Raw genomic sequence first — 14352 nt, forward strand, 5'->3', positions numbered from 1 at the left:
AACTATGAAAATATTTAAGTCTCAAGTAAAGTTATTAGCTCTAACTTTACTTTCAACCTTTTTTTTATTAAGTTGTGAAAACGATACAACAGATATTGGAGCTAACCTAATACCTGATAAATTAGAAGGAAATAAAACATTTGTTGATCTGGTTGCGTATAATATTTCTAACAACGATACTATTCGAGCAGATTATAACACTCTAGGAAGTGGATTAATCGGTATTTATGAAGATAATACTTTTGGGAAATCAAAAGCCTCTTTTAATATTCAAGTAAGACTAAGTACAGCCGATGAAATCAAAGGGACTATCCAACAAGTCGATTCTGTTGTGTTAAGCCTCAATCCGGCATTCAATTCCTCTTCTTACAAAGAAAAGAAAATCATTTTAAATCCCGGAAGTACCAGTGGTGTCGATACTATAAAATACGTTAAAAAATATACATTAGCTTCCTATTTAGGTAAAGCAGGTAATTCCATGGAAGTTAATGTAAATAGGATTAATACATTTTTGGAATCAACCTCTTCTAAGTTTTATTCCAATAAAACAGTTGATGTTGGCGATAAATTAGGAAATGCACTGTTAGGTGATTCATTGACCAGTATATCGGTAAAAACAAGTGATGGAAAAGTTATTTCAGAACCTACTGCTGCCGGATATAGAATAAAATTAGATACCGATTATTTCTACCAATATTTTTTCAGTAAAAAAGGAAGCGCAGATATTAGTGATAATTCACGATTTATTCAGTATTTTAAAGGAATTAAAATACAACCGGTCGATGAAAATTCTAAATTCATGTTCAATTTCCCGGTAAGCAAAATGACCTTAATTGCTTATTATAGATATAAAGATCAATCATCAGATAATTTTACACCTGCAACTTATTCATTTACCATGAATTCGGCCTATAATTCAATGGTAGGAGAATATAACTTTTATAATCGTAATACTGCCAGTTCCCAATTTAAGCAGCAAATGCAGAATCCGGATAAGCTGTCAGGTGAATCCATTTTATTTTTACAAGGTATGGGAGGGCCTTCCATTCATCTTAAATTAGATGATTCACAATTAGAAGCTATAAAAGATTCGGTTCAAAATCACAATTGGGCTATTACAGGAGCAAAATTGAAATTTTATCTTACAGGAAACGTACAGTCAAAACCTGATTATATATACGGATATAATTATACACAAAGGAAGTTTTTGCCTGATTTAACTTTTTATTCCGGTCTAGCGGGTTATTTCTTTAATCCAAAGTACGATTTTGAAACTAATCCCCAATATTATACACTGAACGTTACCAAACAAATCAAAGATATTGTAGAAAAAAATAAACCTAATGATGAAATACTTGTAGAAATGGGTAATTTTATAACCCGTTCTACCAACAGTAACGAATATTTAGGCTATTCAAAGACGACAAGAGCTTATGAACCTTTCCGATTAACTTTTTATGGTAATAAAAATTCAGGAGATAAGAAGTTAAGATTAGAAATATTGTATACTAAAAATTAAATTTATATTTAATATAAAAAAATCTAAAAAACATTAAATTATGTGTGGAATAACTGGATATATTGGAAATAAAAAAGCCTTACCCATCATATTAAACGGTTTAAAAAGGTTAGAATATAGAGGTTATGATAGTGCGGGCATAGTTTTAAATGAAAACGGAGCCTTTGAATTAAGAAAAACAAAAGGTTCAGTATCCGATTTAATAGCTAAATGTAAAGATTTAAATTCAGAAGCAACCGTAGGAATAGGACATACAAGATGGGCCACCCATGGGGTTCCTAGTGATATAAATGCACATCCTCATATATCAAATAATGGAAAATTAGCAATTATTCACAACGGTATTATTGAGAATTATGGAACTTTAAAAATAATGCTGACCTCTAAAGGATATACTTTTAAAAGTGAAACCGATACAGAAGTATTAGTGAACTTGATACAGTTTATGCAAGAGACACAAAACGTGGATTTATCAACAGCTGTCAGATATGCTTTAAATGAAGTTGTAGGTGCTTATTCCATAGCAGTTATGGAAGTAGACCAACCGCAAGAAATCGTAGTAGCAAGATTAAGTAGCCCTTTAGCAATTGGTATAGGTGAAAATGAATACTTCATAGCTTCAGATGCTTCTCCTTTCATTGAGTTTACCAATGAAGTTGTTTATCTTGAAGACGGAGAAATGGCGACTATAACTCTAAAAGGAGTAGATGTATATAAAATAAAAGATAACTCAAAAGTGAATCCCCAAATTCATGAACTAAAAACGAGTTTAGAAAAAATTGAAAAAGGAGGTTATGAGCATTTCATGCTAAAAGAAATCCACGAACAACCCAGATCTATTATGGATACTATGCGGGGAAGGTTATTAGTAAATGAAGACATAATTCAAATGGCGGGAATTTGGGATTATCAAGAAAAATTTTTAAATGCAGAAAGAATTATAATTATTTCATGTGGAACTTCTTGGCATGCCGGGTTAGTAGGAGAATATCTTATTGAAGATTTAGCCAGAATACCGGTTGAAGTAGAGTATGCCTCTGAATTTAGATATAGAAACCCGATAATAACAGATAAAGATATCGTTATTGCAATATCTCAATCAGGAGAAACAGCAGATTCTATTGCAGCATTAAAATTAGCAAAAGAAAAAGGAGCATTTATTTACGGTATTTGTAATGTTATCGACTCTTCAATAGCACGTTTAACTGATGCCGGTTCTTATACTCATGCAGGTCCGGAAATTGGTGTTGCTTCCACTAAAGCATTTACTGCTCAACTTGCCCTATTGGCAATGATAGCACTTAAATTAGCTAAACACAAAGGTACCATAAGTAAAGAACGATTCAACAGTCTAATCATAGAGTTGGAAACTATACCAGAAAGGGTAGCAGAAGTGATCAAAAATACAGAAAATCAAATTAAAAAGATAGCTGAGCAATATGTTGGAGCAGAAAACTTCTTATATTTAGGTAGAGGTTATAATTATCCTATCGCCTTAGAAGGTGCTTTAAAATTAAAAGAAATATCCTATATTCATGCAGAAGGATATCCAGCAGCAGAAATGAAACACGGGCCTATAGCATTAATTGATGAAAATATGCCGGTTGTTGTCATTGCACCTAAAAAAGGGTATTATGAAAAGATTGTAAGTAATATACAGGAAATTAATTCAAGAAAAGGTAAAGTAATTGCAATTGTTACCCAAGGCGATACCGTAGTTAAAGATATGGTAACCGAAGCCATTGAAATTCCTGATGTTTCAGAATGCTTTACTCCGCTATTATCCGTTATACCTTTACAATTGTTAGCATATTACATAGCTGTATTACGAGGGGTTAATGTAGATCAGCCTAGAAATTTAGCAAAATCTGTTACCGTTGAATAAACGCTAGATCATGAATTATTAAATATATAAAAGACTTGATTGCCAAGTCTTTTTTTATTAGAAAAAAGAATGGATTATCGATATCTATTCAATAAAAATCATAAAAATTCAGTAACTTTAAAATTAAAAATACGCATAAAAATAGATTAATTTTACAAAAAAATAATAAATTATGAATAAAAAAGTAATCTTAATGATTCTGGATGGATGGGGAATAGCCACAGATAAAAGTGTATCTGCTATTGACCATGCTCATACACCTTTTATGGACAGCTGTTTTCGAAAATATTCCAATACCACTTTAGTAACTTATGGATTGGATGTTGGATTACCTAAAGGACAAATGGGAAATTCAGAAGTTGGGCATATGAATTTAGGTGCAGGAAGAGTGGTTTATCAAAATTTGACGAAGATTAATTTAGCCGTAGAAAACGGAACCTTAGGAAATGAAGAAGAATTAAAAAAAGCATTTGAGTATGCTAAACAAAATAATAAACCGGTACACTTCATCGGGTTAGTATCCAACGGAGGTGTTCACTCACATATAAGCCATTTAAAAGCACTAGTAGAAGCGGCAAACTCTTCGAATGTACCTAATGTTTTTGTACACGCTTTTACCGATGGGAGAGATTGCGATCCGCAAAGTGGTAAAGGTTTTATAAAAGATACGATCGAATTTTGCAAAGATAACAATGCAAAATTAGCTTCCATTGTAGGCAGATACTATGCTATGGATAGAGACAAACGTTGGGAAAGAGTTAAAATAGCATATGATGTAATGGTAAATGCTGAAGGAAATAAAACAGAAGATCCTTTACAAGCTATACAGCAATCGTATGAAGACGGAATTACTGATGAGTTTCTAATGCCTATCGTTGTAACTGAAAATAATAATCCGGTAGCCAAAATACAAGAAGGAGATGTGGTGATCTGTTTTAATTTCCGTACCGACAGACCGAGAGAAATAGTGGATGTTTTATCTCAACATGACCATCCGGAAGTTGGAATTAAAAAATTGGATTTATATTTTGTTACTATGACGGAATATGATGAAACATTCAAAAACATTCATGTCATATTCAAAGAAGATACGATTAAAAATACAATCGGTGAAGTGATAGCAAATGCTGCTCTAAAACAAATCAGAATTGCCGAAACCGAAAAGTATCCACATGTGACATTCTTTTTTTCAGGAGGAGAAGAAAAAGTATTTGAAAATGAAAAAAGAATTTTAGCCCCATCTCCTAAAGATGTGCCAACATATGATTTAAAACCACAAATGGCTGCATATGATATAAGAGATGCTATTATTCCCGAATTAGAAAAAAAAGAAGTGGATTTTGTATGCCTCAATTTTGCTAATGCGGATATGGTAGGTCATACCGGAGTATTTGAAGCAGCAGTTAAAGCAGCAGAAGTAGTTGATGAATGTGCCGGAGATATTTGTAAAGCAGCGTTAGAAAACGGATATACAACTCTGATTATTGCAGATCACGGAAATTCTGATAAAATGAAGAACGAAGACGGCTCACCTAATACTCAACATACTACTAATTTAGTACCTTTAATTCTAGTTGATAATCAAAAATACAATTTAAAACAAGGTAAACTGGGAGATATAGCACCTACTATTCTAACATTAATGGGCTTACCGATTCCTTCAGAAATGACAGGAAATGTTTTAATTGAGAAATAATTAGGAAAAATTTAAATTATAAAAAAAAGAGATATTTATAATATCTCTTTTTTTATTGTTATAAATTGTTGCTAAAATATAGAACAGTATGAAAAATAATTTCCGTTTATTTTTATTATATAGAGATAAAGTTTATCAAAATAGGGCTATTTATTTTTAACAAGCATTTAACTAATGGAAAAATACTATCTACCTTCAAATACGTAAATTTGTAAAATTTGAAAAATTCACTAAAAATCATTATTATTATGTCATTTAGAGCACGATTAGAGGTAGCCGGAAGAAAATATAATATTATCAATGTAAATTATTCATTAGCGCAAGAAACAGATCCAACCGGGCGACCATCAGCACAAATTAGAGGAGGAAGAATTGAGATAACTCTAAGATCAACTAATGAAACTCGTTTTTTTGAATGGATGACTAATAGCTATGAAAAGAAAAATGGCAAAGTAGTCTTTACAAAAAAGGATTCTAACACTCCCTTAAAAGAATTAAATTTTACAGACGGTTATGTAGTAAAATATAAAGAAAAATTTGATTCCTTAGGATTAGGTAGATCCTCGATTACAGAAACATTTACCATATCAGCAAAGACTATAAGTATGGGATTAGGAGAACATGTCAATGAATGGATAGGATAAAATCCATGCTTATTTTATATATATACAAATAAAAAAAGCAAATCAATAAGCCGGATTTTGTCATTTTCATTACTGAAAAGCCTTGTTATTTATCTAGAATAAGAATTACTCCTTATTTCAATCTGCTTACCCCCCGGCATCGGACGGATAGCCCTTATAAATCCGGTATACATAGCATTGCACCTCACAGAGTTTACCTGATTTCACTACAGCCGAACTGTACTTCCTTTCTGTTGCACTGGTCCTCATCTTACGATGGACGGGCATTACCCGCTGTGATATCCTTTGGTGTCCGGACTTTCCTCTTCTATAAAAAATAGAAGCAACAAGGTTGATTTGCTTTTTGCAAAATTACAATATTTTTCAATATTCAAAAATGGACTTAAAATATTAGTTGATTATATTTGCTTTTAAATTTAGGAATGAATGGATTTAGACGAATTACTGGAAGGTAAAATATTTTTAATAGATAAGCCGTTAGATTGGACTTCATTTGATATAGTAAATAAAATTAAATGGAAAATAAAAAAGCAATTTAATTTAAAGAAAATCAAAGTAGGTCATGCGGGAACATTAGATCCCAAAGCAACCGGTTTATTGATTGTATGCGTTGGTAAAGCAACCAAACAAATACAACAAATTCAAGATGCATCCAAGATCTATTCCGGAGAAATTAAATTAGGAGTAGAAACTCTTTCCTATGACCTAGAAACAGAAGAGTTTAATTCCAAAGAATACAATCATTTACAAATTAAAGATATTGAAAAGGCAGTACAGGATTTCATTGGGGATTCCATTAGTCAAAAACCTCCGGTATTTTCTGCTTTAAAAAAAGATGGGAAAAGATTGTATGAATTTGCAAGGAAAGGAATAGCTATTGAAGTTCCCTCTCGTGAAATTTCCATTTACGATTTTAAAATCACTAACATTAATCTGCCTTATGTGGAATTTTTAGTCCATTGCAGTAAAGGGACCTATATCCGTTCATTAGCTCATGATTTTGGACAAAGCTTAGGAGTTGGAGGGTATTTGACTAAATTGAGAAGGGAGAAAATTGGAGATTATGATATCAAAGATTCAGATAATTCCATAATAATTTAACTTAACTTTTTGATAGTAAAGCCGGTTTATTTTATCGTGCAATAACAACTTCAATACCTAAATCTTCGAATCTTTCAACATCTCTTTTTTTAATGCCTTCATCGGTAATTAAAACATGTATTTTATCCAAATCAGTTATTTTGCCAAATCCTCTTTTACTAATTTTGGTAGAATCTGCTAAAACAATAACCTTTTCTGAATTTTGAATCATCAATTGATTCATTTTAGCCTCCATAGTACTTGAAGTGGAAAGGCCAAAATCAAAATCGACCCCATCGCCGCCAATAAAAAGTTTACTGCAAGAATAATTACTGATCATTAATTCAGCATAAGGCCCCATAACAGACCCTGACTTGGTTCGAACGTCTCCTCCCAGTTGTATTACATCAAAATTTGGATTGCCGTATAATAGCATAGCCGATTTTAAAGAAGAGGTAAGAATGGTTAACTTAGTATAATTATTTTCAATTACCTGAGCAACCATCTGTGTGGTAGTTCCTGATGAAATCGTAATAAAATCATTATCTTCAATAAAATTAAGAGCCGCTTTGGCTATTTTCGATTTCTCTTCAACCTGTAGCGTTTCCTTTTTATTAACATGTCTTTCCTTAACAATAAAAGATTCTCGAGTTGCTCCGCCGTGGGTTCTGTATAATTTACCGATCTTCTCCAGATGAGTCAAATCTTTTCTAATGGTAACGGCAGACACATTTAATTTTTTACAAAGGTCTGTTACAGAAACATAATGATTGAAATTTAATTCTTCTAAAATTTCCTGTTGTCTTATATTATTTATGTTATTGTTCTTCATAGGTTGATATATAATGACATGGACGAAATTAAACGTAATGCTTTATGCATCAAATTTACGAAAATATTTAAATTGTCAGAAGAGGGTAATGTAATTAGTTTCGATTTGGAAAATAGTTAAACTTATATATAAATATTTGTCAATCAACAACAAAGATAATAAATTAATTCTTTTTAATCTATTTTTATGCTAAAATAATTTTAATATTTATAAAAAAAAATTTTGTTTTATTATTGTTTAGTTTCGATTTAGTAAATACATTTGTTACGTTTTAATTATGTAAAACAAAAATTCAATAAAATTAAATTACAAATCAAAACTAAAATTAAAGATTATGGATTCAGTCGTTGCAACAAAATTTATAGGAGAATTACTAGGTTCTTTTTCATTAATAGCCTTAGGATGTGGGATAAGCATGAACCTTACTTTAGACAAATCATACGGAGAAGGTAATAAGGCAGCCTTAAGCGGGCCACTTGGCTGGGGTTTTGCTGTAGCTATGTCGGTAATTATTTCTTCTCCATTTGATACGGGTGGGCATTTCAATCCGGCAGTTACCATAGCACAATGGGCTGCAGGTGTTTTAGATCCTAAATTTGTTCTTCCGTATATAACAGCGCAATTTATCGGTTGTTTTTTAGGGGCTCTACTTGTTTCTTTTGTATATAGAGGTCATTTAACTGCTACTTCTTCAGATCCAAGTAAACTTTTAAGCGTTTTTGCAACCAATGCATCTATTAGAAAAAATAACTCAATTCAGAATTTCTCGTCTGAAGCTATAGGTACTTTTTTCTTAGTATTTATTGGGCTATCCATGAGTGCCAATCATGGAGGAGTAATTATTGAAAATTCAACAGGAATTCCTCAATTTACTCATTCGATGGTAGGATTCGGATCTTTAGGAGCATTACCTGCCGGATTTATGATATTTGCAATCGGTATGGCTTACGGAGGGGTTACCGGATGGTCTTTAAATCCTGCCAGAGATCTAATGCCTAGATTAGTTCATCAAATCCTCCCTTTAAAAGGCAAAGGAGATAGTGATTGGGGATATGGAATTGTGTACGCTTCCATTGCTCCAATAGTAGGGGGATTACTTGCTGCAGGACTATACTTATTAGTTAAAGGTTATTTTAATTAAAATAAAAACCGGACAATATGTTTTAAAACAATCAAATCAATTATAAAACCATAAAAAATAAAAAAATGAAATTTTTCATTGATACAGCAGATTTAGAGCAAATTAAAAAAGCTCAAGATCTAGGAGTTCTTGATGGAGTTACCACAAATCCCTCCATTATGGCAAAAGTTGGAATAACCGGAAAGGACAGCATATATGCTCATTATAAAGCAATATGTGAAATCGTAAATGGAGATGTAAGTGCAGAAGTACTTTCAACCGATTACGAAGGAATCATTAAAGAAGGAAAAGAATTAGCAGAAATTGATAAGCAAATAACTGTTAAAGTTCCTATGATCCATGATGGGATAAGAGCCATTAAATATTTTTCAAGTAAAGGAATTAAAACTAATTGTACCTTAGTTTTCTCACCCGGTCAGGCACTTCTTGCGGCAAAAGCAGGAGCTACCTATGTTTCTCCTTTTATAGGAAGATTAGATGATACATCAACAGACGGTTTAAATCTGATAGCTGAAATAAGAGAAATATACGATAACTACGGTTATTCTACCCAAATACTAGCCGCATCCATACGATCTTCCATGCACATTATCAATTGTGCGAAAATAGGAGCTGATGTAATTACTTCTCCTTTAGCTCCCATACTTGATTTACTAAAACACCCATTAACTGATATTGGATTAGCCAAGTTTTTAGAAGACTCTAAAAAACTTTAAACTTAATAAGAGACCATATCAATCACAAACCACAAAAAATAAAAAATAAAATGTCTAAAGAAAGCATTAAATCAGCTTTAAAACAAGCTACTGAAACAAAGTTTCTAGAAATAGAATCCAATATCTTAAAGGATGTACCGCAAATATTTAAGGAACAATTTCCCGGAAAAAAAGCAATTATTATAGCAGATCCTAATACCTATAGAGTAGCAGGAAAAAAAGTTCATGAAGCATTACAAAAAGCCGGATTGGAAGGAGAAGAACCGTATATTTTAGATGATCCTAATTTATATGCAGATTATATATTTGTAGAGAAAATAAGAGATTATTTAAAAGATAAAGACGTAACACCTATTGCGGTTGGTTCAGGAGTTATAAACGATCTTACGAAACGAGCAAGCTCCGAACTAAAACGACCGTATATGTGTGTTGCTACTGCCGCATCCATGGATGGATATTCTTCGGCAGGAGCATCCATAACCAACAAAGGAGCAAAAATCACTCATGCCTGTGAAGCTCCCAAAGTCTTAGTAGCTGATATTGATATTATTGCTGCTGCTCCCCCTTTGATGACTGCTTCCGGATATGCCGATTTATATGCTAAAGTAGTATCCGGAGCAGATTGGATTTTAGCTGCAGAATTAGCCGATCCCAATCACCCAAAAAAAGGCATTGAGCCCATGACAAGTGCATGGAATATAGTACAAGATGGACTGGCTGAGGCATTGCAAGATCCTGCAGGTGCAAAAAATGGAAATCCAAAAGCTATAGAATTATTAACAGAAGGATTAATGTTAGGCGGTTTCGCTATGCAATCCATGGAATCATGGGGGGCAGGGGTAAGCCGTCCGGCATCCGGTTCTGAACATCAATTCAGCCATCTTTGGGATATGGAGCATCACACCTTCAAAGGAGAAATGGCCAAAAAATTCGGTTTATATCCTAATCAAGATGAACAAGCCCCATCGCATGGATTTAAAGTAGGTATTGGCACATTGGCAATTACCGCTTTGTATGAAGTAATGTTAAAAGAATCTATAGACCGGCTTGATGTTGAAGCGGCAGTTGAAAAATGGCCGACCCTGGAAGCTCAATTAAAAGAGATAGATGAAATGTTTGCAGGGACTGAAATACATCCCTTTGCTGTGGCCCAAACTACAGATAAATACGTTACCAAAGAGGAATTAAGGGAACAATTAAATAAAATTAAAAAGAATTGGCCGCAATTAAAAGAAAAACTAAGAAATCAAGTTATACCTTTTGAGGAAACAAAAAAACGATTGGCAGCCGTAGGAGCACCTGTTGAACCGGAAGAAATCGGTATTACCAGAAAAAGACTCAAAGATAGTTTTTACAGAGCACATAAGATCCGAAGCAGATATACAATTTTAGATTTTGCTTACAGAGCAGGATATTTTGATCAATGGATTGAAGAATTATTCAGCGAAAAAGGAGCATTAAAAGGAAAATAAATTAAAAGGATATTCATGTAATAGAAAAATTACATGCTTATCATTTATATCTTTTAAATATAAATTGTATGAATAATTATATCACAGATATAAAAAAGACTTCAAATGTTCTTTTAGAAAAAGTAAAAAAGCTGAAGCATGTAGCTCTTGATATGGATGGAACTATTTACAATGGCTCAACCCTATTTCCCTATACAGTAAGCTTTTTAAATCAGCTTAAAAGATTAGGCATAAGCTATTCATTTCTTACCAATAATCCGTCTAAAAGTATTTCAGACTACCTGCAAAAATTAGAAGGATTAGGAATTGATGCTTCAGAAGAAGAAATGTACTCATCCGCAGTAGCAACTATTGATTATTTAAAAGCCAAACATCCCCAAATAAAAAAATTATTCATATTGGGAACCCCCAGTATGATCAAGCAATTCAATAAGGCAGGATATATATCTACAGAAGACTCAGCACAAGATGAGCCCGATGCGTTAATTGTTGCTTTTGATATGACTTTAAATTATGAAAGATTATGCAGAGCAGCTTGGTGGGCAAAACAAGGAAAAATTTATATAGCAACCAATCCCGATAAAGTTTGTCCGACCGACAAACCGGTAGTTTTAGTTGATTGTGCTTCCATATGTTCATCTATAGAAACCGCAACGGGAAGAAAACCGGATATAGTGTTGGGTAAACCACAAAAAGAAATGTTAGACGGAATATTGTCAGCGAAAAATTTAGAGCCGGATGAAGTGGCTATGGTAGGAGATCGCATTTACACAGATATGATGATGGCTCATAATGCCGGAGCTTTCGGAGTATTGGTACTAACCGGAGAAGCTACGTTGGAAGATGCAGAAAAAGCTGATCCTGAATTGGATATTGTCTTGCCGAGCATAGAGGTATTAGGCAACCTGATAGAATATTCACATATAAAATAAAGCTATGAAAAAATATGCTCAAATAAAAGAAGAAGCATTCGAAGGAAATAAATTATTACCCCAATTGAATTTAGTTTTATTTACCTGGGGTAACGTAAGTGTCGCAGATCACAATCAAGGAGTTTTTGCTATTAAACCTAGCGGAGTGCCCTATGATAAGTTAAAGGTCGATGACATGGTACTGGTTGATTTTGACGGTAAAGTGGTCGAAGGTAAACTAAGACCTTCATCTGACACACCCACCCATGCCGTTTTATATAAACATTGGAAAGACGTTAATTCAATTGTTCACACGCACAGTACGTATGCTACCGCTTGGGCGCAATCTTTATTGGATATTCCCATATTCGGTACAACCCATGCAGATCATACCATTTCTGATATACCTTGTGCTCCGCCTATGAGTGATGAGATGATCCAAGGAGACTATGAATACCAAACAGGTTTCCAGATTCTCAATATTCTTAAAGAAAAAAAATTAAGTCATAAAGAGATGGAAATGGTATTGGTAGGAAGCCATGCGCCTTTCACCTGGGGTAAAACAGCTGAAAAAGCAGTTTACAACAGTGCGGTGTTAGAAAATGTAGCTAAAATGGCTTATTTAACAAGGCAAATAAATCCCCAAGCCCCAAGATTGAAAGAAGCATTGATCCATAAACATTACGAAAGAAAACATGGATCGAATGCTTATTATGGACAAGAAAAAAACAAATAATTACTATAAACCAACTGAATAAACAAAAAAATGATGAGCATTTCAAACAATTTAGTAATCGGTGTTGATTACGGAACTGATTCAGCAAGAGCCATATTAATGGATGCTGAAACCGGCGAAGAATTAGCACTCTCAGTAAAAGAATATCCGAGATGGAAAAAAGGTATGTACTGCGATCCGGTGAATTACCAATTCAGGCACCATCCCTTAGACTATGTTGAAGTTTTAGAATATATAATTAATGAAGTAGTTAGAACAGTTCCGGTAGCAAAAGAAAGAGTTAAAGCATTGGCAATAGATGTTACCTGCTCTACTCCGGTAGTAGTAGATAAAGAAGGTACCCCCTTAGCTTTACGAGAAGACTTTTTAGATGATCCCAATGGGATGTTTATCTTATGGAAAGATCATACAGGAATAAAAGATTGCGAGCATATCAACGAATTTTCCAAAAAATGGCATACCGATTATACCCGATATTCAGGAGGAGGTGGAAATTACTCTGCAGAGCATTTTTGGGCTAAAGCACTTCACATATTCAGAGAAGATCCCAAAATAAAAGAAATCGGGCATTCTTTTGTAGATGCTTGTGATTGGCTTTCCAATTTAATTATAGGGGTAAAAAAACCGGAAGATTTAAAAAGAAATATATGTACAGCCGGATTTAAAGTGTTGTGGAATAAAGAATGGGGAGGATATCCACCTAATGAATTCTTTAAAGAATTAGATCCCGTTTTAGATGGAATTGTAGACACCTTTTCAAAAAAAGTGTATACCTGTGTAGAAACGATAGGAAATTTATCAGAAGAATGGGCTAACCGATTAGGATTAACCACAGCAGTTAAAGTAGCTGCCGGAAACATAGATGCTCATGCAGGAGGAATTGGTGCAGGAGTAAAAAATAAAGCTATTGTTCAAATTATCGGGACATCCACATGCGATATTATTGTAGGGCCTAAAAGTGAAAATAACCCGTTAATTCCGGGCATATCCGGCCAGGCAGATGATTCCATAATTCCCGGAATGGTTGGTTATGAAGCAGGACAATCCGTTTACGGAGATTATTATGCTTGGTTTAAAAGGGTATTAATGTGGCCCTTGCGAGAAATATTTGCAAAAATTGAATACATAGATAAAGAAACCAAAGATAAAGTAATTCAGGAAGTTTATGATAAAATGATTCCTGAATTGGCTAGACAAGCAAAACTCATACCGGCAAAAGACAGTCATATTATAGCCACTGATTGGATTAACGGAAGAAGGACGCCCAATGTTGACTATGAATTGAAAGGGACTATCACAGGATTGGCATTATCCAGCAATACTCCTTTACTATATAAATCCATAGTAGAAGCAACCGCATACGGTTCAAGAGCTATTGTAGAACAATTTATAAACAATGGAATTGAAATTGAGGAAATCATCGCAGTAGGAGGAATTTCTCAAAAGTCTCCTTATGTAATGCAAATTTTATCAGATGTTTTAGGCAAGCCTATAAAAGTTATCGCAACCAGGGAAGCATGTGCCTTAGGAGTGGCGATGTGTGCAGCTGTAACCGCCGGAATTTATTCTAAATTGGAACATGCTCAAGAAAAAATGGGAATGGGAATTTCAACAATTTACTATCCTAACGAACAAAATCACCAACATTACAATGTTGAATATGAAAAATACAAACGGTTAGAAAAAGTAAAAGAGCTAACCGGAAAACCATAATATTTCG

At 33.5% G+C, this 14352-nt stretch carries 12 protein-coding genes and 1 other RNA gene; 11 read left to right on the forward strand and 2 right to left on the reverse strand.

What is annotated here, in order from left to right:
* Nucleotides 1-4: 4 nt before the first annotated feature.
* The 4 genes from GFV00_RS09370 (at nucleotide 5) to tssD (ending at nucleotide 5744) form a co-directional block, all read left to right on the forward strand.
* Nucleotides 5-1519, forward strand: a complete 1515-nt coding sequence (locus GFV00_RS09370; protein WP_160557862.1) for a DUF4270 family protein — start codon at nucleotides 5-7, stop codon at nucleotides 1517-1519.
* 40 nt (nucleotides 1520-1559) lie between these two features.
* The gene (gene glmS, locus GFV00_RS09375) at nucleotides 1560-3404 is read left to right on the forward strand and encodes a glutamine--fructose-6-phosphate transaminase (isomerizing) (protein ID WP_160557863.1); all 1845 of its coding nucleotides are present in this window, start codon (nucleotides 1560-1562) and stop codon (nucleotides 3402-3404) included.
* 172 nt (nucleotides 3405-3576) lie between these two features.
* Nucleotides 3577-5100 carry a 2,3-bisphosphoglycerate-independent phosphoglycerate mutase gene (gpmI, locus tag GFV00_RS09380; RefSeq protein WP_160557864.1) on the forward strand — a complete coding sequence of 508 codons (1524 nt, stop codon included), beginning with the start codon at nucleotides 3577-3579 and terminating at the stop codon, nucleotides 5098-5100.
* Between the two features lie 248 nt (nucleotides 5101-5348).
* The gene (gene tssD / locus GFV00_RS09385; protein ID WP_160557865.1) at nucleotides 5349-5744 is read left to right on the forward strand and encodes a type VI secretion system tube protein TssD; all 396 of its coding nucleotides are present in this window, start codon (nucleotides 5349-5351) and stop codon (nucleotides 5742-5744) included.
* Nucleotides 5745-5774: 30 nt separating this feature from the next.
* On the opposite strand, the gene rnpB is transcribed toward tssD, so the two are convergent.
* Nucleotides 5775-6087, reverse strand: an RNA gene (gene rnpB / locus GFV00_RS09390) — RNase P RNA component class A.
* An 83-nt stretch (nucleotides 6088-6170) separates the two neighbouring features.
* On the opposite strand from rnpB, the gene truB reads away from it, so the two are divergent.
* Nucleotides 6171-6845 carry a tRNA pseudouridine(55) synthase TruB gene (gene truB / locus GFV00_RS09395; protein WP_160557866.1) on the forward strand — a complete coding sequence of 225 codons (675 nt, stop codon included), beginning with the start codon at nucleotides 6171-6173 and terminating at the stop codon, nucleotides 6843-6845.
* Between the two features lie 31 nt (nucleotides 6846-6876).
* On the opposite strand, the gene GFV00_RS09400 is transcribed toward truB, so the two are convergent.
* Entirely contained in the window at nucleotides 6877-7656 is a 780-nt protein-coding gene (locus GFV00_RS09400) for a DeoR/GlpR family DNA-binding transcription regulator (RefSeq protein WP_160557867.1), read from the reverse strand.
* 334 nt (nucleotides 7657-7990) lie between these two features.
* On the opposite strand from GFV00_RS09400, the gene GFV00_RS09405 reads away from it, so the two are divergent.
* The 6 genes from GFV00_RS09405 to GFV00_RS09430 all read left to right on the forward strand — a co-directional run bounded on the left by GFV00_RS09405 (nucleotide 7991) and on the right by GFV00_RS09430 (nucleotide 14345).
* Nucleotides 7991-8797, forward strand: coding sequence for an MIP/aquaporin family protein (locus GFV00_RS09405; protein WP_160557868.1), 807 nt, complete (start codon nucleotides 7991-7993; stop codon nucleotides 8795-8797).
* Nucleotides 8798-8862: 65 nt separating this feature from the next.
* Nucleotides 8863-9513: a fructose-6-phosphate aldolase gene (fsa, locus tag GFV00_RS09410; protein WP_160557869.1), complete on the forward strand. Its 651-nt coding sequence runs from the start codon at nucleotides 8863-8865 to the stop codon at nucleotides 9511-9513.
* Between the two features lie 50 nt (nucleotides 9514-9563).
* Nucleotides 9564-10985, forward strand: a complete 1422-nt coding sequence (locus GFV00_RS09415; protein ID WP_160557870.1) for a sn-glycerol-1-phosphate dehydrogenase — start codon at nucleotides 9564-9566, stop codon at nucleotides 10983-10985.
* Between the two features lie 68 nt (nucleotides 10986-11053).
* Entirely contained in the window at nucleotides 11054-11917 is an 864-nt protein-coding gene (locus tag GFV00_RS09420) for an HAD-IIA family hydrolase (protein WP_160543054.1), read from the forward strand.
* 4 nt (nucleotides 11918-11921) lie between these two features.
* A complete protein-coding gene (locus GFV00_RS09425) occupies nucleotides 11922-12632 on the forward strand; it encodes an L-ribulose-5-phosphate 4-epimerase (RefSeq protein ID WP_160557871.1) in 711 nt (236 codons plus the stop codon).
* A gap of 33 nt (nucleotides 12633-12665) precedes the next feature.
* Entirely contained in the window at nucleotides 12666-14345 is a 1680-nt protein-coding gene (locus GFV00_RS09430) for a ribulokinase (protein WP_160557872.1), read from the forward strand.
* Nucleotides 14346-14352 lie beyond the last annotated feature (7 nt).

Source organism: Apibacter sp. B3935, assembly GCF_009827705.1.
Taxonomy (GTDB): domain Bacteria; phylum Bacteroidota; class Bacteroidia; order Flavobacteriales; family Weeksellaceae; genus Apibacter.